We start from the raw sequence: 22,061 nt of genomic DNA on the forward strand, positions 1-22,061 counted from the left end.
CTCTTGCCATTCTCGCGGCTGATCTGGTTCAGCCCTTCGCTGAAGCGGAACTTTGCCACCTGCGACAGCGGCACCGACCCGCGCCTTTCGCCCGCTTCCTGCGGCAGAAGCACGGGAAGTGCCGCCAGCGCATCGATGCTCTCGCGCGTCGCCGCCGGCACCCGCACTGTCACTTCGAAACGCCGGTCGCCTTCGAACAGCAGCCCCGCCTCGCGCCCCGCCATCGCCGCGGCGACGGTATCGGCGACTTCCGCGACCGTCAGGCCATAGCGCGCGATCGCCGCGCGATCGAACTTCACGTCGAGCGTCGGTGACCCGCTGGTCTGTTCCGCTTTCACATCCGCGGCGCCGGTTATGGTCTGGAGCACACGCACGATATGCTGGGCCGTGACGCCCATCTTGTCGAGATCATCGCCGTACAGCTTGATCGCGACATCGCCGCGCACCCCGGCGATCAGCTCGTTGAAGCGCAGCTGGATCGGCTGGCTGACCTCGAAGGCGTTGCCGATCTTCGCGCCCGACTTCTCCTCGATCCGCTTCAGCACATCGGCCTTGCTGGTCACGCCCGCCGGCCATTCCGACTGGGGTTTCAGGATCACGAAGCCGTCCGAGACGTTCGGGGGCATCGGATCGGTCGCCACTTCGGCGGTGCCGGTTTTGGAGAACATCACCGCCACTTCGGGCAGGCTGGTGACCGCGCGTTCGACCTCGCGCTGCATGGTAAGCGACTTTTCGAGACTGACCGAGGGCACGCGGGTCGAGGCCAGCGCGACATTCTTCTCGTCGAGCTGCGGGATGAACTCCTGCCCCAATGACCCGAACACCAGTGCCGACGCTGCGAAGAACGCGATGCCGGCGCCAATGAACGGCCAGGGCCGCGCCACCGCCCGGTCGAGCAGCGGCGCGTAGAGCGCCTTGGTCCGGGCGATGATCCACACCTCCTTCTCCGAGACCTTGCCGCGGATCAGCAGGGCGACCAGCGCCGGGACGAGAGTCAGCGCCAGGATGAAGGCGGCGACCAGCGCGAGCATGATGGTGATCGCCATTGGCGAGAAGGTCTTGCCCTCGACGCCGGTGAACATCAGCAGCGGCGCGAAGGCGAGCAGGATGATCGCCTGGCCGAAAACCGTCGGCTTGATCATATCCTGCGACGCCCGCATCGTCTCCTCCAGCCGCTCGCTCAACATGAGTAGCCGGCCTTCATGCTCCTGGCGAAGCGCAAGCCGAGCCAGGCAATTCTCGATGATGATCACCGCGCCATCGACGATCAGCCCGAAGTCGAGCGCGCCGAGGCTCATCAGATTGCCGGGCACCCGAAAGGCATTCATGCCCATCGCCATCATCAGGAACGAGAAGGGAATGACGAGTACCGCGATGATCGCGGCGCGGACATTGCCGAGCAGCAGGAACAGCGCGATCGCGACCAGGATCGCGCCCTCGGCCAGGTTCTTCTGCACCGTCGCGACCGTCGCATTGACCAGCTTCGACCGGTCGAGCACCGTCGTCACCTTGATCCCCGGCGGCAGCGACTTGGCGATGCCGTCGAGCCGCTCGCCGACACTGCGCGCGACCACGCGGCTATTCTCGCCGATCAGCATCAGCGCGGTGCCGATCACTGCTTCGTGGCCGTTCTGGCTTGCAGCCCCTGTACGCAGCTCGCCGCCGATCTTCACCTCGGCGACATCCTTGACCGCGACCGGCACGCCGCCGCGGGTCGCGACGATCGCATCGGCGATCTCGTCGACATCGCGAATGCGGGCATCGGCGCGGACCAGAAACGCCTCGCCCCCGCGATTGAAGTAATTGGCGCCGACCGCAAGGTTCGCCGCCTCCAGCGCCTTGGCCAGTTCGGAATAGGAAATGCCATAGGAGGACAGCTTCACCGCATCGGGCTCGACGACATATTGCTTGGCATAGCCGCCGATCGAATCGATCCCGGCAACGCCCTGGACGGTGCGCAGCTGCGGGCGGATGATCCAGTCCTGCACCGTGCGCAGATACGCCGCGCGGCCGACCTCGTCGGTGAGCCGCGCGCCTTCCGGCGTGAGGAAGCTGCCGTCCGACTGCCAGCCTGGCCGGCCATTGCGGATCGTCGCGCCCTTGCCGCCCGGGTTGGTGAAGTCGATCGAATACATCAGCACTTCGCCGAGCCCGGTAGTGACCGGCCCGATCTGCGGCTGCACGCCGTCCGGGATCGTATCGCGTGCCTGGGCGAGGCGCTCGCTGACCTGCTGGCGCGCGAAATAGAGGTTGGTCTTGTCGCTGAAGATCGCCGACACCTGGCTGAAGCCATTGCGCGACAGCGAACGGGTGGTCTCCAGGCCGGGGATGCCGGCCAGCGCGGTCTCGATCGGGAAAGTGACGCGCTTCTCGATCTCGACCGGCGACAGGCCGCGCTCGACCGTGTTGATCTGGACCTGGTTGTTGGTGATGTCGGGCACTGCGTCGATCGGCAATCGCGTCAGCTGCCAGGCGCCGAACCCGGCGACGATCAGGAAGAGCAGCACCACTGCCCAGCGGGCGCGGACGGAAAAGGCCATCAGGGTTGCGATCATGGCTCAGTCCTCCTCGCCTGCGCCCTTGGCCAGTTCGGCCTTGAGCAGGAATGCCTCGCCGGTCGCGATCTTCTGGCCGGCGGTGAGGCCGGACAGGATCTCGATCCGCCCGGCGCTGCGCCGGCCCGTCGTCACTGGTCGTGCGCGGAAGCCGCTCGCACTCCGCACGAACACGACATCGCGCCCCTCGAGCGACTGGACCGCGCTCTCCGGCACGACGATGCCGCCCGCTTGCCCGGCGGCGGCGGGCTTGAGCCGCACCTGCACCGACTGGCCCGGCTGCAGCGCCCCGTCCGTGGCATCGATCACGGCGGTCGCCGCGCGCGTCTCGCCGCTCAGCGTCGGCGTCACGGCGCGGACCCGTGCTGTTATCGTCCGTCCGTCGGGCAGTTCGATCACCGCGGCGTCGCCAGCGGTGATCCGCTGCGCATCGATCGCCCCGAGTGCCGCCTCGATCTGGATCAGACGCGGATCGGCGACCCGGAACAAGGGTGTCTCGGCCTGCACGAATGCGCCCAGGCTGACTTGCTGGGCGGTGATCCGGCCGGAGATCGGGCTGGCGACGATCACGCCGCGCCCGTCACGCGTGACGTTCGCCGCCCCGGCCGCGACCTGCGCGCGGCGTGCCTCGGCATTGGCCGCTGCGGCCTCCGCCTCGGCGCGTTCCAGGTCGACGCGCGCCGACACTTTCTGATCGTAGAGATAGCGCTCACGCGCCACCCCGCGCGCGGCGAGCCTTGCCCGGGCTGCGGCGGTCGCGCCGTCGGCGGCGATCTGCGCCGCCTCGCGGCTCTCGACGATCGCCAGCGCCTCGCCTGCCCGCACCGGATCGCCGAGCCGCTTGAACACGCGCGTCACCGCGCCGCTCGCCCGGGCGGTGACCAGCGCTTCGCCATTCGGCGCGGCGGTGACGGTGGCATGCGCGACGATCTCCGCCGCCAGCCCGCCGGCCGCGATCGTCTGGGTGGTGATGCCCGCCTCGCGGATCGCAGCAGGGGTCATCTCGACCGCGTCGTTCGCCGGTGTCTTGCCGCCGGCCTCTGCATTGGCCTTTGGCGCGACCGGCTCGGCGGCCTCACTGGTGCAGCGCGCGACGGAGAAGCCGCTGGCGGCGGCGACAAGGATGGCGGCGGCAATGCTGCCGGCCAGGCGTTTGTCCTGAAGGATCATTGATTGTCTCCGGAAGTAAGGGGCGCGGGAGCGGTCAGCCGCTTCAGCCGCGCTTCGGCATCATGGTAAGCGGCGAGCGCATCGATCGACGCGCCGCGCGTCTCGGCCAGCGTGCGTTCGGCCTCGAGCAGTTCGAGCTGGCCGAACTTGCCCTGGCCATAGCCAATGCGTGCGATCCGCGCCGCCTCGACCGCTGCGGCCAGCGCCGCACCGCCCGCAGCGCGCGCGGTCGCGGCTTCATTGTCGCGCTCGGCTTCGGCACTGGCGATCGCCTGTTCGGCATCCGTCAGGCTCAGCCGGCGCTGCGCATCGGCCTGGGCCCGCTCGGCGCGCGCCTGATCGAGCGCAGCGCGGCCATTGTTGAACAGCGGGATCGGGATCGACACGCCGAACACCGCCGCCATGTCATTGGTCGCCGCCAGCCGTCGCGCGCCCGCACTGAGCGTGATGTCGGGCACGCGCTGCGACCGCGCGAGCCGCACCTGAGCATCGGCCGTGGCGAGATCGGCCTTCGCCGCCGCCCAGGCCAGCGTCCCCTCGGCCCGCGCCGGGATGGTCGGGCCATAGCCGCCGACCCGGTCGAACCAGTCCAGGTCGAGCGCCCCTGTCACCGGCCGGCCAGTCAGCCGCGCCAGCGCGTCGCGCGCCACCGTCACCGAGCGCCGTGCGCGATCGAGCGCGGTCGCGGCGTTGATCCGCAGCACATCGGCACGCTGTTCGTCGATCGGCGAGGTCGCGCCGACCTGTACCCGGTCGCGCGCGACGCGCAGGCCCTCATCGGCGATCCCGGCCTGCGCCTGCGCCACGGCCAGTCGCCGCTCCGCCGCGACCGCCACGATATAGGCCTGAGTGACGCGCAGCTTCAGGTCGCCCAGCAGCATCGCCGCGCTGACCTGCGCGCGGGTCAGCCGCGAGTCCGCCACCGCGATCCGTGCCGAGCGCTTGCTGCCCAGTTCGAGCGGCACTTGCAGGCTGGCGGTGGTCTCGGCACTCGACAGCCCATGATAGCTGCCCGTGCCGACGATATTCTCGGCCTGGACCTGCACTGACGGGTTGGGCCGCAACCCGGCCACGGTACGACCCGCATCAGCGGCACGCACCCCGGCTTCTCCCACTTCGACCATAGGCGATGCCGCCCCGGCCTGCGCCAACGCCTGTTCAAGCGTCAGCACGCCTCCTGATTGCGCCTGTGCGACACCCGCACAGAACGCGGCGGCCAGCATGGCCGCGATGAAACGATACATTTGAAAACACTCCTGACGGACAAGACTCCGGCAGCGCGGCGCACATCGCGTCGCGACCGGGGGCGGCCGTCAGGCTTGGGGTGGTCTCAGCGCAGGGTCGGTCGGGCTCGTCACCCCGCCGCGATACTCGGCCAGCGCCGGAATAGACGCGGCCGGGGCATGACCGACGCCATCGGCATCGGCGACCGGCGCCGCGACATGATGCCCATGGCAGCCGCCATGATGGTGCGGAAAGCCGCTATCGCCATCGGCCGGCACCTGGTCGGAATCGCCGTCGCTATGCCCGGCACTCATTTCCGTGCCGGTGGTCGCACAGCCGATCGGCTCCGACGCATGCGCGACTGACCCGAGCCCGAGCGACAGCGCGAGCATGAGACAGGTCAGGAGCAGGAGCATCCGGTGCATCACATCACTCACTAGCAGCGATCGCGCCATGATGGGAAGCGATCGATCCGCCGGAGGCTGGGTCCGCGCGCAGTTCCTGCCGCGCCTGGCGCACGATCTGCGCACCGCCGCTCAGTCCCAGCACCGCCAGGATCGTCGCGACGATCAGGTCGGGCCACATCGTACCGGTGCCGAACACCCCGCCTGCCGCCAGCACCACCGCGACATTGCCGATCGCGTCGTTGCGCGAGCAGATCCAGACCGAGCGCATGTTCGCATCACCCTGGCGGTAGCGGTACAATAGTGCGGCAACGCCGCCATTGGCGACCAGCGCCATAACCCCGATCACGCCCATCGGCACGGCTTGCGGCGAGGCTCCGACCAGCGCGGCCCAGCCCGCCGTCACCAGCACCCAGCCGCCGAGCACGGCCAGCGTCGCGCCCTTGGCAAAGGCCGCGCGGGCGCGCCAGCGTAGCGCCATGCCGGCCACCACCAGGCTGATCGCATAGCTGGCCGAATCCCCGAAGAAATCGAGCGCATCGGCCTGCAGCGCGCGCGATTCCGCCGTTGCGCCAACCACCAGCTCAATCCCGAACATCGCCGCGTTGACGATCAGCGCGATCCACAACACCCGGCGCCAGCGCGGATCATTGGCCGGTTTCTGCGTTGCGCAACTGTTGCAGGCCATGATCGCGGCTCCTCGACCGACTCGACGATCCGCTCTATATGCACCCTGTAGCAACTACAGGGTCAAGGCCTATGAGCGATCTCAAGATCGGCGACCTCGCGCGCGCCACCGGCACCGGCGTCGAGACAGTCAGATGGTATGAGAAGGTCGGCCTGCTCGCCCGCCCGCCGCGCACCGCATCGAACTATCGCAGCTATGGCCATAGCGACCTGATGCGCCTCAGCTTCATCCGCCGCGCCCGCGACCTGGGCTTTTCGATCGACCAGATCCGCACCATGCTCGACCTGTCCGACGACCGCGGCCGCGATTGCGCGACGATCGACACCATCGCATCGGAGCATCTGACCGAGATCGACCGCAAGATCGCCGACCTCACCGCCCTGCGCGGCGAACTGGCCAATATGGTCGTCTCATGTCGTGGCGGAAGCGTCGCGGATTGCCGGATCCTCGAGGCGCTCGCGCCCGGTCAGCGCTCATCGGCCTGACTCGTCGATCAGTGTCGCGAGATCGATCGCCCCGGCCATCGCCGCATTGCCCGCATCGCCGGGATGCAGCCGGTCGCCGGAATCATAATCGCGCCGCAACCTCGCAGGATCGGCCGGATCGCCAAGCAACCGGTCAAAATCGACCACCGCGTCGAATGTGCCGCTGCTGCGGAACCAGTCATTCACCCGCCGCCGCAGCGCGTCTTTCTCCGCGCTGTAATAGCTCGCCGCCATCGGCGTGCGGGGCAGCGCACCCGCGAACGGCGTCAGGGTCGCGCCGATCACGCGCACGCCATTGGCATGCGCCCGTATGACAAGCTGGCGATAGCCGACGGTCAGCCGCTCGAACCGCATCGGGGGTTCGCCCGGCGCGAACGGCGTGCTCGGCCAGGCAATGTCATTGATGCCAAGCAGCACGATCAATGTCCGCACGCCGGGCTGGGCAAACACATCGCGATCGATCCGCGCCAGCGCATTGCTGCCCATCCCGTCGCTGAGCAGCCGCGCGCCCGAAATGCCCGCATTGACCACCGCAATGCCCTGCGGCGCGGCGCGCGCAGCGAGATAATCCGGCCAGCGCCGCTCCGTTTCCATCGTCGCGCCCGCACCGTCAGTGATCGAATCGCCAAGCACGACCACTGTCCCGCGCACCGCCGGTGCCTCGACCAACACATCGGACAGGAACAGCCTGACACTGGTCAGCTCAGGCCGGACGAAGGCAGGTGCCGCAAGACGATCGCCGCGCAGGAGATAGCCGCTGCGCCGCCCGTCCCAGTGAAACGACTCCACGGGCACCGCCTCCCGGAAATACAGGCTGACGGCAAGATCCGCCGCCGCCGCGACCGGCATCGCCACGGCATCGCTCAGCACCGAAGCGCCCGGCGCAAGGATCACGCCTGGCGCGCCGCCAAAGGTCACCGTCCGGTCAGTCGCTGCGGCGATTGCCGAGCCGCCTGCCGACCGCGCCAGATGCACCCCGGCGATCCGCACCGGCGATTGGCCATAGGCATTGGACAGGCGAATCCGCACCTGCGTGCCGCCAATGCCGATCCGCACCACTTGCCGCACGGTGCGATCCTGCAGCGTCACGGGAACCCCCGCCGGCAACACAAAGCCCTCACCCCAGACCGGCTGCGGGCTCGCGCTCCACCCCGGAACCCAGTCGGCTGCCTGGGCATTTCCCGGCAAGGCCAGAACGAGAGCGAGAGCGGAGAACAGGCGGTTCATTGGAGTATCCTTTCGGCGAGGGGCGCGACACGGCACCTCTGTCGCGCCCGAGATGGACCCGTCGCCATCCGTGAAGTAGACGGCCTGAAGGAACATCATTCGAGAATTGACAGCACAAATGGCACGAAGCGACATCAACCGTACCGGCGAGATGGAGATGTTCGTCCGCGTGGTCGACCATGGCGGCTTCTCCGCTGCGGCACAGGTCGTCGGCCTCACGCCCTCGGCGGTCAGCAAGCTGGTCGCACGGCTCGAAGCCCGGCTTGGCGTGCGGCTCGCCCAGCGCTCGACCCGGCATTTCGCGCTGACTCCGGAAGGGCAGAATTATTACGACCGTGCGCTCCACATCCTCGCCGATCTCGACGAGGCGGAGCGCACTGCCGGCGCAGGCGGCCGGCCGACGGGGCGGCTGCGCATCAGCAGCAGCGCCTCCTATGTCACCCATGTCCTCGCGCCGATCCTGCCTGCCTTTCTCGACGCCTGGCCCGATATCGATATCGATGTGGTCCAGACCGACACGGTGATCGACCTGCTCGCCGACCGCACCGACATTGCGGTCCGCGCCGGCCCCATGCCCGATTCCCGGCTGGTCGCACGCAAGCTTGGCGAGACGCGCATGATGATCGTCGCCGCGCCCGGCTGGATCGCCCGCCACGGCATGCCGCAAAGCCCGGCCGAGCTCGAGCGGCACGACCGGCTCGGCTTTGCCTATTCGCGCGCCACCAATGGCTGGCCATTGCTCGACCAGGGGCGCGAGACCTTATTGCCGCTGCCGGCGCGTATTCGCGTGAGCGACGGCGAAGGCATTCGCCGCCTCGCGCTGGCCGGCATCGGCATCGCTCGCCTCGCCACCTTCACCATCGGCGACGATCTCGCGGCGGGCCGGCTGGTGCCGCTGCTCGAACAGCACAACCCCGGCGACACCGAAGCCTTTCACGCGGTGTTTCTCGGCCGGTCGGAATCGCTACCGGCGCGGGGGCGGGTGCTTCTCGATCACCTCGCCGAACATGGCCGGGTCGCCTGAACCGCTCAGCCGCGCAGATCCTTGCGCTGAGTCACCACCGGTATCCCGTTTGTGTCGACCTCGAACCCCACGATCTGGAAGCCGTGGCGCAGATTGATGATGATCATCGCATTGTTCACTGCGCGTGTCCGCGTTTCGACATGGGTATAGCCGCTCGCAGCCGCCGTCTCGTGCTGCCGAACCATCAGCGCGTCGGCGATCCCCAGCCTGCGCGCCGAGGGATGCACACCACCGAGCCAGCTATAAAGCAGGTCCGGCCCTCGCCTGTAGCCGAGCTTGAACCCGGCCAGTTCGGCCCCACCCCAGGCGAGCCAGAGATCGTGCCCGGCGATCCCGGGCAGGCGCGACGCCAGATAATCCGGGTCGAACCCGGGAAAGACCGCCGCACATAATGGCAGCAGCAACGCGACCGCCTCATCCGCGCTCCCCTCATGGCGCCGGTACTCGATGTCGCTCATGCGTCCTCCGCGTCGATATTGTCGATCACCCGCCTCAGCAGCGACAGCAGGGTTTCGACCTCGTCCGGGCTGAACCCGCGTACCGCCGCTGCATTGCCCGCGGTCAGGATCTGGCGCGCGGCACCCTGCCGCGCTCGCGCCGTCTCGGTCAGCGAAATCAGGCTGCTGCGTCCATCCTCCGGGTCAGGCTCGCGCTGGATCAGCCCGTCACGCTCCATCCGTGCCAGCATCTGCGCCATGGTCGGCTGCTCAACTTTGGCCCAGTGCGCCAGCTCGCGCTGCGACAGTTTCACACCATCCTTCAACGCGACCAGCACCGGCAATTGCCCGGTGCTCATCCCCAGCGGCTTGAGCCGCGCATCGCCGAGCCGGGCCATCGCCCGCGCAGCCCGGCTGATATGGTGACCGGGCGTCGCCATCGGTTTCCATAGATCGTCGCCCATTTACATAGCTACCTATCTAATATATATAGTGGCCTATGCAAACCATAGAGACCCAAATCTGATGCGACAATATCGGATCGCGATTATCGGCGGCGGCCCGGGCGGACTGACGCTGGCGCGGCTGCTTCATCTCGGCGGCCTGTCCGCCACTATATTCGAACGCGACGCGCATGCCAGCGACCGACCACAGGGCGGGACGCTCGACCTGCACGCCGATACCGGGCAGCGCGCGCTGCGCCTCGCCGGGCTCGAGCGCGAATTCCTCGCTGCCGCGCGCTATGACGATCAGGGCATGCGGCTGTACGACAGTGATGGCGTCCTGCTGTTCGGCGACGATTCGAGCGAGGGAGACCGGCCCGAAGTCGACCGCGCCGCGCTGCGCTGCTTGCTGATCGACTCGCTGCCGCCGGCGATGATCCGCTGGGGTACGCGCGTCGATCGGATCGAACCGACGGAAGATGGCCGTCACGATGTGATCGCGGGCGGCGTGCGTGAGTCCTTTGACCTGGTGGTCGGCGCCGATGGCGCCTGGTCGAAGGTCCGCCCGCTGCTCTCCGACGCCCGCCCTGCCTATGAGGGCGTGACATTCGTCGAGCTTGGCTTTGACGATGTCGACCGCCGCCATCCTGCGATCGCCGCGCTGGCCGGGCGGGGCAAGATGTTCGCGCTCGGCGACAATCGCGGCCTGATCCTGCAGCGCAACGGCCATGCCCATATCCGCGGCTATTTCTCGCTACGTACCGACGAGCCCTGGGCCATTTCGCTGGAGGACGCCGCGCCCGACGCGATCCGCGAGCGGATGCTGGGATATCTCAAGGGCTGGGCGCCCGCGTTCACCGATGCGATCCGCTCGGCCGACACGATCATCGGCGTGCGGCCACTTTACGCCCTGCCCGTCGGGCATCGCTGGGCGCATCGCCCGGGGCTGACCCTGATCGGCGATGCCGCGCATCTGATGTCGCCATTCGGCGGCGAAGGCGTCAATCTGGCGATGACCGACGCGGCCGATCTGGCGGCGGCGCTGATCGAGGACGACGACACGGCGATGGCGCGCTTCGAGGAGGCGATGGCCACCCGTGCCGAACCGGCGGCACGCGGCGCGACGGAGGGGCTGTACCATGCGATTTCGCCAAATGGCCCGGAAGCGGTGCTGGCGCATTTCATGGAGGTAATGGCGGGGGCGTGAGCGCCAGCCTTCACCGGCTGGCGATCGGCATCATCCGGCGGCGAACCCGCTGATCGCCAGTTTCTGCCCGGTCAGGCGCAGCGACGCGAACAATACGCCGCCATAGACCGCCGCAGTCGCAACGAACGCCAGCACTGTCGCCATGCCGAAGCCCGTGTTCAGGCCGCGATGCATGGCCAGCGCGACCGTCAGCGCGGCCGCTCCCGCCAGCAGCGGCGGCCATAATGGCGCGAGCGGTGCACGCACCCCGAGCTGCGCGCGCAGCACCAGCCGCCGCAGCGCCGCCTGCACCATGGTCGCCAGCAACACCGCCCCCGCCGCCCCGGCGACACCGAAGCGCGGGGTGAAGCTGATCGCGGCCGCGACGCAGACGATGAAGCTCGCCAGCATGATCAGCAATCCGCTCTTGGGCCGGAGATAGACGAACAGGAAATCACCAAGGCCGAACGTCCCCTGCACCGCCTCCGCCACGGTGAGCAGGATCAGCGCCAGATAGCCCGCGCTGAACCCGGCGCCGAACAGCTCGAGCAGCTGCCCGCCGACCGCGACGAATGCGACCAGGAAAGCGGTCTGCACCGACAGGATCAGCCGCGCGGCGGTGGCGAGCGCAGTGACGGTGCGCGCCTGGCCGCTGACCGACAAGGTACGCGCGACCATCGGCACCAGCAGGCTGTCGAAGCTCTGCCGCGCATGGCGCAGCGGCGTGCGCAGCTGCTGCGCCATGCCATAGATGCCGGCCCAGTGATTGCCGAGAAAGATGCCGACCAGATACAGGTCGAGGCGCGTGAACACGCCATTGATCACATCGGTGCCGGTATTGGGCAGCAGCTCGCGCAGCAACGTGATCAGTCGTCGCCCCGGGCGATAGCTGCGCAGCGCGAAATGCGGGAAGCAGCGCCGTATTGCGTACAGCGCATAGCCGTTGAGCATGATATTGCCGACCCAATAGCCGATGATCAGCCCGGTCCGCTCGTAGCCGAGCAGATAGGCGGCGACCGTACCGGCGAGCAGCGAATAGGGCTCGACGATGCTGCGCCCGACCACTTCATATTTGACCACATGCGTCCAGCGCGTCGCGGCAAACAATATGTCGGCCAGCGCCTGTCCCGCGATCATCGGTGCGATCCAGAACAACGCTCGCGCGGTCGACCCGGCCAGCGTGCTGGGCGGGATCAGCGCGGCCGCGCCCATGATCAGCGCGGCGACCGCCGCGCTCGCCGTCAGCACCAGCAGCACCGCATCGAGCACGACATGGAAATCAGGTCGATCCGATCCAGTCGCGCGCGCCTCGACATTGCGGTCGAGCAGCTGGAACAATGTCTTCTTCAGCGACAGGCCAGTCAGCGCGACGCACGCTTCGAGCACCGCGACGGCGATGCTGTAGGCGCCGAACCGCGCCGCGCCGAACAGCCGCCCGGCGACGAACAGGAACAGGAAGCGAGCTCCGAGCCGGATGACGAAGCCAAGCGCAGTGGAGAACGCCCCGCGCAGGATCATCCGGTCGGCGATCCCGCCCTGATGGGTATCGTCGCGGGCCAAGGTCAGGCCAAGCGCGTCGTGTCGTCGACCGCCAGCGCCTCCGTGATCGTCCCAGCGGATTCGCGCAGAATCGGGCGCACCGCGCAGAGCACCAGGAACAGCCACAATATGGCAAAGCCGCACAGCATGAACAGGATCACCCGGCCTCCACCGGCAACGATGATCAGCGCGAACAGCAGCGCGAAGAAATCGCGGCTGGTGACGACGACCAGCACATCAGTGATCTTCGCCGCGAGGCCGGTCGGGAAGCGTTGCCGATAAAAACGCTTGAGGAAATTGAAATCGCCCGGCTTACCGAGCCGCCGCGCGAGCCATGCCATCACACTCAGCCCGGCCAGCACGACCAGAATGGCGATCCCGCCGGCAAACGCCTGACCATATCCGTAAAGCTGAGTCAGGCTGATCGTTACGGCAACAAAGAAACCGACATTGATCGTCATGTCGACGCTGGTGTCGAGCAATGCGCCGCCCGCGCTGCTGCGATAGGTCGCGCGCGCAATCTCGCCATCGACCCCGTCGAGCAGCGATGCCGCCTGGAACAGCAGCCCGCCCGCGACCAGCCCGGCATAGCCGCCGAACAACAGGCCGAGGATCATCGCCGCACCAACCAGCCCGACCACCGCCGTCGCGTGCCAGGGGCGCATGCCGGGTATGCGCAGCAGCAGCGCGGAGACGCGCCGCGACACCGGCCGGTTGACCAGGCGCGAGGCAAGTCCGTCACTGCTCTTGCCGGTCGCCTCGACCACGCCGGCGAGGGTGATCGGCCGGATCTCCGCCGCCTTTAACCGTCGTGCTTCATGATCGAGGACGAAATGGATCGAGGCATCGGCACCGGCGCGGCGCACATCGTCGATCGCCTCGGACGACAGGCGCCCGCCATCCTGCAGATCGATCCAGATTTGCCGTGCGCCCCGGCCGCGCGCCTGCGCCGTCGCATGCGCCGCAACCGCCACGCCGCCGACGCGCTGTTGGGCTGCCGCCGCGCTGGGAAAGACAAGTCGCACATCGTTTCCGACCGGTGCGTCCGTCCTGCTGTTCATTCAAATCCCTTTTGCCGCCCGAAAACTGCCCGAACACCTGTGTATGCGACAGGTAAGTGCTATTTCACGCCATACAACTCAACACTTATACATGGATCAACTCCGGCCAATCTGAGGCGAAGAAAAGGCAGCGCCGGCGCCTTTGTATCATTGTGTCGCCGTGGCCGCGATGAGGTTCGGCGGCGGTTATGGCACCGCGTCGCTGCAGCGGATTTTTTCGCGACGTTTCACCTGGGCGACGCGCGTTGTTCGCTTATTGATCTTCTCGCACCGACCGAGACCGATCGTTACCGGAGAGCAAGGCCGGCCCCGGGCGCGAAACGGCGCACCAGGCGCTGCACGAGCAATCGCACCTCATTATAATGCGCTTCGCAATTTCCCCTTCCGGAGGTTGTACGAGTTCCCCTGACACGTTCGAAGGCAATCTCTGTTCCATCCAGGCACCCGCCGTCGCCAGCGCCGGACCAGCCATCGGTCAAGCGGTCGAATTGCGTCGTGAAGTGGCTATAGTCGGCCTGGGGCACGGTGAACCGCTGGATATGGACCATGTTCTTGCCCTCCTGCAGCGTGGTCACCGCGATGAAGCCTTCTGCCGGGCCGGGGCCTTCGGCGTGAGAAAGCGTCAGCGCGTGAATCACGCCGCCGAAATAGGGCATGGCCGCAAAGCGCAGGCCATTGCCGTGTAGCGCATTCAAGGCCGGCAAGGGGCGCAGCAATTTGACCACATTATCATACTCCGCCGCAGGCAAAGGCGATTCATGAGTGCGTGTCTGCTCGATCAACTCCGCGCGGGTGCCCCGCCAGCGCCACCATTCGCCGATTGCCGAATAGGAAATCAAGCCGAGCTCAAGCAGTATGATCACTGTGGCGACATACCCGAAGCGATGCAGCCATTTCAGCAGTCTCGGTCGGTTCATTCTCGCCCCGTCATGCTTGGCCCTGGCCAGATTGCCTGTGAAAAGCGAAACCGACAACAGCGTCGATCTTCACCTCTTCGCCGGCGCGGCAGTGCTTGAGCGCATGACCAGTTCATAGGGAAGATTACGGCTGAACGATCCCTTGTCCGGATGCGTGGCATAGGTCGGGTCGGTGAGGATATCGACCGCCGCGGCGGCCAGTTCCATCTTGGGCTGGCGGATGGTGGTCAGCTGCGGCCAGGACACCCGCGCGACCGGCGCATCGTCGAAGCCGGCGACCGACAGCGTGTCGGGCACCGCGATGCCATGCTTGATCGCGGTGACCAGTACGCCCAGCGCCATATCGTCATTGCTGGCGAAGATCGCGGTGGGCCGGTCGCCGCTGGTCAGGATCTCCTCGCCGAGCCTGAGGCCGGAGCGGAACGAGAAGTCGCCCTCCAGCGTCCGGTTCGGCGCAACGTCCAGCCCCGCCTCGCGCATCGCGTCGCGAAAGCCGATATAGCGCAGGCCCGATGCGCTGTGCACCGGATCGCCCTTGATGCAGGCGATGTCGCGGTGCCCGAGAGCAATCAGGTGCCGGGTCATCTCGCGCGCGGCGGCGCGGTCGTCCATCCGGACCGAGCCTGACCGTTCATCGTCGCTGCTTGGCGAGATGCGTACGAACGGCAACTCGTGCCGCTCAAGCACTGCGATCAGGTCCGCCCGGTCGCACAAGGGTGGGGTCAGGATCGCCCCGCCGAGATTGAGGGCGCGCAAGCCAGTGTCGATCTGGCCAAGCCAGTCGGGCGTTGCCGTGTCGAGCGGCTCGATCACCAGATGATAGCCAAGGTCGCGGCTGCGCAGCAATGCGCCGAGCTGGACATCGGCGGCATAGCCCGAGGCTGGATCGTCAACCAGCAGGCCGAGCAGATAGGATTTCGAACTCGACAGGCTGCGCGCGAAGCTGTTCGGGCGATAGCCCATCTCGCGCACCACGCGCATCACTTGTTCGCGCACCGGCGCGCGGACATGATCCTCGTCATTGATCACCCGCGACACGGTCTTGGGCGACACCCCGGCGCGCGCCGCCACTTCCTTGATCGTGATCGGCTTCATGCCGGCACCGTCACAGGGCCGGCGGCGGTCCGGTTGGCGACCGCGAAGCCGGCGATGACCAGATAGCAGGAGGCGGGCAGCAGCAACGCCAGTTCCAGCCCGATCCGGTCGGCCAGCACGCCGGTCAGCAGCGGCACGATCGCCCCGCCGACCACCGCCATGCACAGCAGCATCGACGCCAGCGGCGCCTGCGCATCATCCTCGGGCAGCGCCAGCGCGTACAACGTCGGATACATGATCGAATTGCACAGCCCGACTGCGAGCAGCGCGACCGCACCGGTCATGCCCCCGGCCAGGCTCGCGACCGCGGCCAGCGCCATCGCCGCCAGCCCCGCCACCGCCAGCAGCATGCCGGCATCGATCCGCCGGAGCAGGAAGGCACCGGCGAACCGCCCGATCATCGCCCCGCCCCAGTAGAGGCTGACCAGCTGCCCGGCGGCGAGCGGCGTTGCGCGCAGGATGTCGGGCAGCATCAGATAATTGGGGATCAGCGTACCGATCGCGACTTCCGCCCCGACATAAGCGAACATCGCCACCGTCCCGGCGAGCAGCCGCCGGTCATGCAGCACGGTCGGCAAATGGCGCAGCAAGGCGCCGGCAGGCGAGAGTGCCGCCTTGCCCAGCAGGTTGCGCTGCCGGTGGAATGCGATGGCGAGTATCCCGAGCAGCACCGCTCCGCCGATGAACGGCACGGCGTCGTCGCCCACCGGCCCGCCGCGATCAATCCCGATCGATCCGAGCAGGAACACCGCGCCGATCAGCGGCCCGAGCACCGTGCCGAGCGCATTGAACCCCTGCAGCAATGTCAGCCGCGCGGCGGCGCGGCGCGACGGGCCGACCACCGTGACCACGGTATTGGCGGCCATCTGCAGAAAGGTGATGCCGGTCGACAGCGTCAGCAGCGCAAGCAGCACCAGCGCGAAGGAGCGCCATTCGGCCGACGCAATCAGCGCCAGGCATCCCGCCACCATCACGGCAAGTCCGGCGACGATCGCGCGCATGTAACCGATGCGCAGGATCGCGAGCGCGATCGGGAAGGCGAACAGCAGGTAGCTGAGGTGAAAGGCGAACTGCACCAGCAGTGCACGGGTATAGTCGAGCCCCAGGGTCAGCGTCAGGCGCGGCACCAGCAGTCCGACGATCGAGGTCAGGAAGCCGCCGAGGAAGAACACCCCGATCGACAGCTCGAACAGGGTCTTGCTGGTTCGCGCTTCGGGGTCTGGCGAGGAGGTCGTCACGACCCTTTCATGGCTGGAGCGATGCAATCGTGCAACTGTCCGGAGAATTTTTGACATCGATGTCGGCCTCCTTTGACATCGATGTCGGTTTTTGTTGACATCGATGTCGAGCGCGCCTTTGGGTGCCGCCAAGCCCGATCACAAGGGTGAGTCGTGTGGGAGGATTTCATGAAACGGTCTCTGTTCGCCGCGAGCACCATGCTCGCCACTTCGTTCCTTGTCGCAGCGCCTGCGTTCGCGCAGACCGCGCCGGCGCCCGCCGAGCAGGCGGCCGATCCGGCAGTTGCGGCGACGCCCGTGGATGAAGGCGACATTCTGGTCACCGCAACGCGGCGCGAGACCAGCCTGCAAAAGACTCCGCTCGCGGTCTCGGCCTTCAGCCAGGCGACGCTTGACCGGCAACAGGTCAACAACATCACTGACCTGGCGCGCTTCGTGCCGAGCCTGCAATTCAACCAGCAGGGCGACCAGTCGGCGGTGCTGCTGACACTCCGCGGCATCGGCAACGACACCGCCTTCACTGAAGTCGCCGACCCAGAGGTCGCGATCTATATCGACGGCATCTATTCGCCGCGCGCGCAGGGCGCGTCCGTGCTGATGTACGATATGGAGCGCGTCGAAGTGTCGCGCGGACCGCAGGGCACGCTGTTCGGCCGCAACGCCACCGCCGGCGCGGTCGGCCTGATCTCGGCCAAGCCGACCTTCGACAAGCTTGGCGGCTATGCCGAGGCGATCGTCGGCGATTACAATCGCATCGGCACGCGCGGCGCGATCAACATCCCGATCAGCGACACGCTGGCGGCGCGCTTCGCCTTCGTCACCGAGCGCCATGACGGCTATGCCGATTTCCAGGCCGCCCCCAACGTGCCCAATGTCGACCGCTCCGCCTTCATAACCACCGGCAAGAAATATTACGCGCAGGACCAGATGTCGGGCCGGCTGAGCCTGTTATGGCAGCCGAGCGACCGCTTCAGCTGGAACCTCAGCGCGGAAGGCTTCCTCGACAAGGGCGCGCCGGTGATCTCGCTGCTGCAGACGCCGCGTCCCGGCACCAGGCTCTTCTCGACGCTCAGCGACACCGCGCCCGACACCGACCGCTATTCGGTTGCGGTGCGCAGCACGATGAACCTCGACATCAGCGACCATGCGCAGATCAGCTATATCGCCGGCTTCTCGCGCCTCGGCGGCAGCACCCAGGCCGATGCCGATGCCGGCGCACTGCCACCGACCGGCGGCTTCGACCCGGTGACCGGCCAGCAGCTCTATCTCGGCGCGTTCGGCGAGAACCGCACGGTCAAGTCGCGCTATGATTTCACCAGCCACGAACTGCAGCTGAAATCGACCGGCGAGAACCGCTTCGACTATATCATCGGCGCCTATTACTCGCATGAGAACAACAGCATCCGCTTCGATGTCGACCAGCGCGACGGCTATCGCGACGGCAGCACGCGCGCCTTTGTCGGCAGCTTCATCCAGGCCAAGCGCACGATCGACTCGCTCGCCGGCTTCGGCCAGGTCATCTGGCACGCGACCGACTCTATTCGCCTGACCGGCGGCCTGCGCTACACTCATGACAAGAAGGCCGATATCGGCGGGCGTAACGTCACCGGCTTTGGTTGCCCGACGCCGACCAGCCCGATCTGCACCGCCAATTTCTTCGGCGCCTACCCCAATGCGACGGCCGAAGAACTGCTCGCCTTGTTCCCGGCGGGCGCCTTCTCGATCTCGAACAATGACGTGAAAGGCAGCTGGAACAAGCTGACCTATCTCGCCCGCGTCGATGCCGACCTCTCGCCCGGCATGCTTGGCTATGCGAGCATCAGCAGCGGCTTCAAATCGGGCAACATCCAGGACGGCGGCAAGACCACCGACCCGGAGACGATCACCAACTATGAGGTCGGCCTGAAAAGCCGGCTGTTCAACCGCCGCGTGACCCTCAACCTCGCGGCCTATTACTCCGACTTCCGCGGCTATCAGGTCAACCAGGTGGTCACGATCCGCGACGCCAATGGCAACACGATCAGCAGCCAGGTCGGCACGCAGAACGCCAAGGGCGCCAAGGCATACGGCTTCGAGGCCGAGCTCAACGCCAACCTGACCGATCATGACCGGCTGCAATTCGCCGGCACGCTGCAGAAGACCAGGCTCGACACTTTGGTCGCGATCGATGGCCGCTTTGACGATGGCGGCAACACCGCCGCCGCGCGCGACCTGGAAGGCAATGAGCTGCCGCACGCGCCGCGCTTCTCGGCAACGGCAAGCTATGAGCATGACTTCGTGCTCGCCAATGGCGGTCGGATCACGCCACGCGGCACGATCCATTACGAGACCAAGAGCTACCTCACTTACTTCAACGGCGACTTCAAACCGCGCACGCTGACCACTGGCCAGGTGGTGGTCTATGGCGACGGCTTCGACAGCCAGAAGGCCTATACGCGCAGCGACCTGTCGCTCCGCTACACGGCGCCGGGCGACAGCTTCAGCATCGAGGCGTTCGTGCAGAATGTCGAGGACCGCAAGATCCGCACCGGCGCCAGCACCTTCGGCCCGACGCGCTATGACCCCGTGTTCCTCTCGGTCTATCAATCGCCGCGGACCATTGGTGCCCGCATCAAGGCATCGTTCTGATTGATAGACCAGGCGGGCAAGACCACCCCTCCCCTCCCCCCTGTCGGTCTTGCCCGCCTTTTTGTCCGTAAAGCCCACCGCCGGCGCCTCCTGAATCACCGGAGGCGTCCGGCTGTCGGCATGTGGAAGGCGACATGACATGATGAGTTTCAGAACCCGGGCCGTAATCGGCGCCATGCTGGTCTCGGCAGCGATGCCGGCAATGGTCGATGCCCGCACCGCAAAGCGTGCGCCTGCCGCGAAAGCCGCCGCCAGCACTGATGCTGAAGCCCGCGCAGCCAAACTGGTCAAGGCGATGACTCAGGCCGAGAAGCTCCAGCTCGTCTTCAGCTTCTTCCCGCCGCACGCGACCGGCAAACCCGGTTCGCCGACCGACATGATCCCGTCCGCCGGCCACATTCCGCCGATCCCCCGGCTCGGCATCCCGACGCAGCGTGAAAGCGATGCGAGCCTCGGCGTCGCCAATCAGGTCGAACAGCGCAAGGGCGATGTCGCGACTGCGCTTCCCGCCGGGCTCGCCACCGCCGCGACCTTCGATCCATCATTCGCCTATCAGGGCGGCGCGATGATCGGGTCGGAAGCGCGCGCCAAGCGCTTCAACATCCTGCTCTCCGGCGGCGTCAACCTGACGCGCGATCCGTGGAACGGGCGCAATTTCGAATATCTCGGCGAAGACCCGCTGCTCGCCGGCGAGATGGCGGGCGAAGCGATCCGCGGCGTGCAGAGCAACCATATCGTCTCGACGGTGAAGCATTTCGCGCTCAATTCGCAGGAAACCGGGCGCATGCTGCTCGATGCGCGGATCACGCCGTCCGCCTTGCGCGAAAGCGACCTGCTCGCCTTCCAGATCGCGATCGAACGCGGCCGGCCCGGCTCGGTGATGTGCGCCTATAACAAGGTCAATGGCGACTGGGCGTGCGAGAATGCGGCGCTGCTGACCGACATCTTGCGCAAGGATTGGGGCTATAAGGGCTGGGTCATGTCCGACTGGGGCGGCGTGCATTCGACCGCCAAGGCGGCGATTGCCGGGCTCGACCAGCAATCGGGCAAGGAGCTCGACAAGCAGCCCTATTTCGCCGCCCCGTTCGCCGCCGCCGTGGCCGATGGCAGCGTGCCACAGGCACGGCTCGACGAGATGGTCACGCGCATCCTGACCGGCATGATCGAGAATGGCCTGCTCGATCATCCGATGCCCGAAACCGCACGGCCGATCGATTACGCGGCCAATGCCAAGGTCTCGCAAGCCGCGGCGGAAGCCGGCATCGTGCTGCTCAAGAATGAGAAGAACCTGCTGCCGCTCGCCGCGACCGCCAAGCGCATCGTGCTGATCGGCGGCCATGCCGATGTCGGCGTGCTGTCGGGCGGCGGGTCGTCGCAAGTCCGCTCGGTCGGCGGTGCGCCGGTCGAGATCCCGCTGACCAGCGGCGCGGCGGCTTCGTTCGCGCGCGTCACCTATCACGCCTCCTCCCCGCTCGCCGCGATCCGCAAGCTCGCGCCCGGCGTCGAGGTGACCTTCATCGACGGCAGCGATCCGGTTGCCGCCGCGGCCGCAGCCAAGGCCGCAGATCTCGCCATTGTCTTCGCCACTCAGTGGCAGACCGAGGCACAGGATGCCGAAACGCTGGCGCTGCCCGACAATCAGGACGCGCTGATCGGCGCGGTTGCCGCCGCCAATGCGAAGACCGTCGTGGTGCTGGAAACCGGCGGCCCGGTACTGATGCCGTGGATCGACCAGGTCGATGGCGTGGTCCAGGCCTGGTATCCCGGCCAGCGTGGCGGCGAGGCGATCGCCAATATACTGTTCGGCGCGGTCAACCCGTCGGGCCGCCTGCCGATCACCTTCCCGCGCTCGGCCGATCAGGCACCGCGCCCCGAGCCGGTCGGCCTGTCGACTCTGAAGACCGCGGCCGACCGTGTTGCCGCCGCCAATTCGGACGGTGGCAAGGGTGCCGCACCGGTCTCTTTCCCGGTCGAGTATCAGGAGGGCAGCGATGTCGGCTATCGCTGGTATGCGGCGAAGAAGCTGACCCCGTTATTCCCGTTCGGCCATGGCCTGACCTATACCAGCTTCGGCTATGCCAATCTGAAGGTCGCGGGCGGCCAGACGTTGACGATCAGCTTCGACGTGACCAACAAGGGTGCCCGGGCCGGCGCCGATGTGCCGCAGATCTATGTCGCACGTGCCGATGGCGCGCCGCGCCTTGCCGCGTTCCAGCGCATCACGCTGAAGCCGGGGGAGACCCGCCATGTCACGCTCACCGCCGAACCGCGCATCCTCGCCAACTGGGACGATGCCGGGCATCAATGGCATATCGCCGGCGGATCCTATCGCGTCGTGCTGGCGCAGGATGCCAGCGGCACGGGCGGGATCACCGCGCAGGGTACGCTGACGGAGCGTCGCTTCGGGAAGTGACGCGGGGTGCGTTGGCGCTTTTGACCAGAAAATGCCGGGGAAGCACTTTGGCTTGAAGAGCATGTCTGCGGGGCACCGCTGGTGCGAAGATGCGACCTTCGAGCGACAAGGTTCACCGCTGTTCCGCGACGAATAAAAAAACCCACCCCTGTTAAGTTGGATTCCGCGGCCGAATTCCCCTCACGTTTCCAGCACCTTACCTTCTCCCACCCCTGTTATCGATAACAGGGGTGGGACAGCGCAATAACAGGGGTCATTTCCATCGGAACAGGGGTGACCGCCCCTGTTCCATGACCATGAGAAAGAGCCGGACGACCGCCGGCAGGC

General features: G+C 67.0%; 18 protein-coding genes. 5 read left to right on the plus strand and 13 right to left on the minus strand.

Annotation, left to right across the window (positions count from 1 at the left end):
• The 5 genes from ACRECS_RS16005 to ACRECS_RS16025 form a co-directional block, all read right to left on the minus strand.
• On the minus strand, window positions 1–2,555 hold a 2,555-nt coding region (locus tag ACRECS_RS16005; protein ID WP_431583948.1), incomplete at its 3' end, for an efflux RND transporter permease subunit.
• Window positions 2,556–2,558: 3 nt separating this feature from the next.
• Window positions 2,559–3,725 (minus strand): efflux RND transporter periplasmic adaptor subunit, encoded by a 1,167-nt coding sequence (locus ACRECS_RS16010; RefSeq protein ID WP_431583949.1) that lies wholly within the window; start codon window positions 3,723–3,725, stop codon window positions 2,559–2,561.
• Window positions 3,722–4,969: a TolC family protein gene (locus ACRECS_RS16015; protein ID WP_431583950.1), complete on the minus strand. Its 1,248-nt coding sequence runs from the start codon at window positions 4,967–4,969 to the stop codon at window positions 3,722–3,724. The genes ACRECS_RS16010 and ACRECS_RS16015 overlap by 4 nt, the downstream gene beginning before the upstream one ends.
• 69 nt (window positions 4,970–5,038) lie before the next feature.
• Window positions 5,039–5,374, minus strand: a complete 336-nt coding sequence (locus ACRECS_RS16020) for a hypothetical protein (RefSeq protein ID WP_431583951.1) — start codon at window positions 5,372–5,374, stop codon at window positions 5,039–5,041.
• A gap of 4 nt (window positions 5,375–5,378) precedes the next feature.
• The gene (locus ACRECS_RS16025; RefSeq protein WP_431583952.1) at window positions 5,379–6,041 is read right to left on the minus strand and encodes a cation transporter; all 663 of its coding nucleotides are present in this window, start codon (window positions 6,039–6,041) and stop codon (window positions 5,379–5,381) included.
• Window positions 6,042–6,112: 71 nt separating this feature from the next.
• Here ACRECS_RS16025 and ACRECS_RS16030 point away from each other — a divergent pair, with 71 nt between their 5' ends.
• Window positions 6,113–6,526, plus strand: coding sequence for a MerR family transcriptional regulator (locus ACRECS_RS16030; protein ID WP_431583953.1), 414 nt, complete (start codon window positions 6,113–6,115; stop codon window positions 6,524–6,526).
• Here the strand turns inward: ACRECS_RS16030 and ACRECS_RS16035 are convergent.
• Window positions 6,515–7,753 (minus strand): SGNH/GDSL hydrolase family protein, encoded by a 1,239-nt coding sequence (locus ACRECS_RS16035; protein WP_431583954.1) that lies wholly within the window; start codon window positions 7,751–7,753, stop codon window positions 6,515–6,517. The genes ACRECS_RS16030 and ACRECS_RS16035 overlap by 12 nt on opposite strands.
• Window positions 7,754–7,871: 118 nt before the next feature.
• Here ACRECS_RS16035 and ACRECS_RS16040 point away from each other — a divergent pair, with 118 nt between their 5' ends.
• Window positions 7,872–8,777 carry a LysR family transcriptional regulator gene (locus ACRECS_RS16040; protein WP_431583955.1) on the plus strand — a complete coding sequence of 302 codons (906 nt, stop codon included), beginning with the start codon at window positions 7,872–7,874 and terminating at the stop codon, window positions 8,775–8,777.
• Window positions 8,778–8,782: 5 nt separating this feature from the next.
• Here the strand turns inward: ACRECS_RS16040 and ACRECS_RS16045 are convergent, their stop codons facing one another.
• Together ACRECS_RS16045 and ACRECS_RS16050 are read right to left on the minus strand one after the other, a co-directional pair.
• The gene (locus tag ACRECS_RS16045; protein WP_431583956.1) at window positions 8,783–9,235 is read right to left on the minus strand and encodes a GNAT family N-acetyltransferase; all 453 of its coding nucleotides are present in this window, start codon (window positions 9,233–9,235) and stop codon (window positions 8,783–8,785) included.
• Window positions 9,232–9,678 carry a MarR family winged helix-turn-helix transcriptional regulator gene (locus ACRECS_RS16050; RefSeq protein ID WP_431583957.1) on the minus strand — a complete coding sequence of 149 codons (447 nt, stop codon included), beginning with the start codon at window positions 9,676–9,678 and terminating at the stop codon, window positions 9,232–9,234. The genes ACRECS_RS16045 and ACRECS_RS16050 overlap by 4 nt, the downstream gene beginning before the upstream one ends.
• Before the next feature lie 61 nt (window positions 9,679–9,739).
• On the opposite strand from ACRECS_RS16050, the gene ACRECS_RS16055 reads away from it, so the two are divergent.
• Window positions 9,740–10,864 carry an FAD-dependent oxidoreductase gene (locus tag ACRECS_RS16055; RefSeq protein ID WP_431583958.1) on the plus strand — a complete coding sequence of 375 codons (1,125 nt, stop codon included), beginning with the start codon at window positions 9,740–9,742 and terminating at the stop codon, window positions 10,862–10,864.
• Between the two features lie 30 nt (window positions 10,865–10,894).
• Here the strand turns inward: ACRECS_RS16055 and ACRECS_RS16060 are convergent, their stop codons facing one another.
• The 5 genes from ACRECS_RS16060 to ACRECS_RS16080 form a co-directional block, all read right to left on the minus strand.
• Window positions 10,895–12,403 carry a lipopolysaccharide biosynthesis protein gene (locus tag ACRECS_RS16060; RefSeq protein ID WP_431583959.1) on the minus strand — a complete coding sequence of 503 codons (1,509 nt, stop codon included), beginning with the start codon at window positions 12,401–12,403 and terminating at the stop codon, window positions 10,895–10,897.
• Between the two features lie 2 nt (window positions 12,404–12,405).
• Window positions 12,406–13,443 (minus strand): CDP-alcohol phosphatidyltransferase family protein, encoded by a 1,038-nt coding sequence (locus ACRECS_RS16065; RefSeq protein ID WP_431583960.1) that lies wholly within the window; start codon window positions 13,441–13,443, stop codon window positions 12,406–12,408.
• Window positions 13,444–13,730: 287 nt separating this feature from the next.
• Complete coding sequence (locus ACRECS_RS16070) at window positions 13,731–14,360, minus strand: hypothetical protein (protein ID WP_431583961.1); 630 nt, start codon at window positions 14,358–14,360, stop codon at window positions 13,731–13,733.
• A gap of 69 nt (window positions 14,361–14,429) precedes the next feature.
• Window positions 14,430–15,455, minus strand: a complete 1,026-nt coding sequence (locus ACRECS_RS16075) for a LacI family DNA-binding transcriptional regulator (RefSeq protein ID WP_431583962.1) — start codon at window positions 15,453–15,455, stop codon at window positions 14,430–14,432.
• A complete protein-coding gene (locus ACRECS_RS16080; protein ID WP_431583963.1) occupies window positions 15,452–16,693 on the minus strand; it encodes an MFS transporter in 1,242 nt (413 codons plus the stop codon). The genes ACRECS_RS16075 and ACRECS_RS16080 overlap by 4 nt, the downstream gene beginning before the upstream one ends.
• A 168-nt stretch (window positions 16,694–16,861) precedes the next feature.
• On the opposite strand from ACRECS_RS16080, the gene ACRECS_RS16085 reads away from it, so the two are divergent.
• Together ACRECS_RS16085 and ACRECS_RS16090 are read left to right on the plus strand one after the other, a co-directional pair.
• Window positions 16,862–19,321 carry a TonB-dependent receptor gene (locus ACRECS_RS16085; protein WP_431583964.1) on the plus strand — a complete coding sequence of 820 codons (2,460 nt, stop codon included), beginning with the start codon at window positions 16,862–16,864 and terminating at the stop codon, window positions 19,319–19,321.
• Between the two features lie 142 nt (window positions 19,322–19,463).
• Complete coding sequence (locus ACRECS_RS16090; RefSeq protein ID WP_431584015.1) at window positions 19,464–21,734, plus strand: beta-glucosidase; 2,271 nt, start codon at window positions 19,464–19,466, stop codon at window positions 21,732–21,734.
• Window positions 21,735–22,061 lie beyond the last annotated feature (327 nt).

This window comes from Sphingomonas sp. (genome assembly GCF_050725575.1).
Classification (GTDB): domain Bacteria; phylum Pseudomonadota; class Alphaproteobacteria; order Sphingomonadales; family Sphingomonadaceae; genus Sphingomonas.

What these genes read in the sequence shown, in the direction of transcription:
- ACRECS_RS16010 (WP_431583949.1), bottom strand. Translation starts at nt 3,725, where the DNA reads ATGATCCTTCAGGACAAACGCCTGGCCGGCAGCATTGCCGCCGCCATC.
- ACRECS_RS16015 (WP_431583950.1), bottom strand. Translation starts at nt 4,969, where the DNA reads ATGTATCGTTTCATCGCGGCCATGCTGGCCGCCGCGTTCTGTGCGGGT.
- ACRECS_RS16020 (WP_431583951.1), bottom strand. Translation starts at nt 5,374, where the DNA reads ATGCACCGGATGCTCCTGCTCCTGACCTGTCTCATGCTCGCGCTGTCG.
- ACRECS_RS16025 (WP_431583952.1), bottom strand. Translation starts at nt 6,041, where the DNA reads ATGGCCTGCAACAGTTGCGCAACGCAGAAACCGGCCAATGATCCGCGC.
- ACRECS_RS16030 (WP_431583953.1), top strand. Translation starts at nt 6,113, where the DNA reads ATGAGCGATCTCAAGATCGGCGACCTCGCGCGCGCCACCGGCACCGGC.
- ACRECS_RS16035 (WP_431583954.1), bottom strand. Translation starts at nt 7,753, where the DNA reads ATGAACCGCCTGTTCTCCGCTCTCGCTCTCGTTCTGGCCTTGCCGGGA.
- ACRECS_RS16040 (WP_431583955.1), top strand. Translation starts at nt 7,872, where the DNA reads ATGGCACGAAGCGACATCAACCGTACCGGCGAGATGGAGATGTTCGTC.
- ACRECS_RS16045 (WP_431583956.1), bottom strand. Translation starts at nt 9,235, where the DNA reads ATGAGCGACATCGAGTACCGGCGCCATGAGGGGAGCGCGGATGAGGCG.
- ACRECS_RS16050 (WP_431583957.1), bottom strand. Translation starts at nt 9,678, where the DNA reads ATGGGCGACGATCTATGGAAACCGATGGCGACGCCCGGTCACCATATC.
- ACRECS_RS16055 (WP_431583958.1), top strand. Translation starts at nt 9,740, where the DNA reads ATGCGACAATATCGGATCGCGATTATCGGCGGCGGCCCGGGCGGACTG.
- ACRECS_RS16065 (WP_431583960.1), bottom strand. Translation starts at nt 13,443, where the DNA reads ATGAACAGCAGGACGGACGCACCGGTCGGAAACGATGTGCGACTTGTC.
- ACRECS_RS16070 (WP_431583961.1), bottom strand. Translation starts at nt 14,360, where the DNA reads ATGAACCGACCGAGACTGCTGAAATGGCTGCATCGCTTCGGGTATGTC.
- ACRECS_RS16075 (WP_431583962.1), bottom strand. Translation starts at nt 15,455, where the DNA reads ATGAAGCCGATCACGATCAAGGAAGTGGCGGCGCGCGCCGGGGTGTCG.
- ACRECS_RS16085 (WP_431583964.1), top strand. Translation starts at nt 16,862, where the DNA reads ATGAAACGGTCTCTGTTCGCCGCGAGCACCATGCTCGCCACTTCGTTC.
- ACRECS_RS16090 (WP_431584015.1), top strand. Translation starts at nt 19,464, where the DNA reads ATGAGTTTCAGAACCCGGGCCGTAATCGGCGCCATGCTGGTCTCGGCA.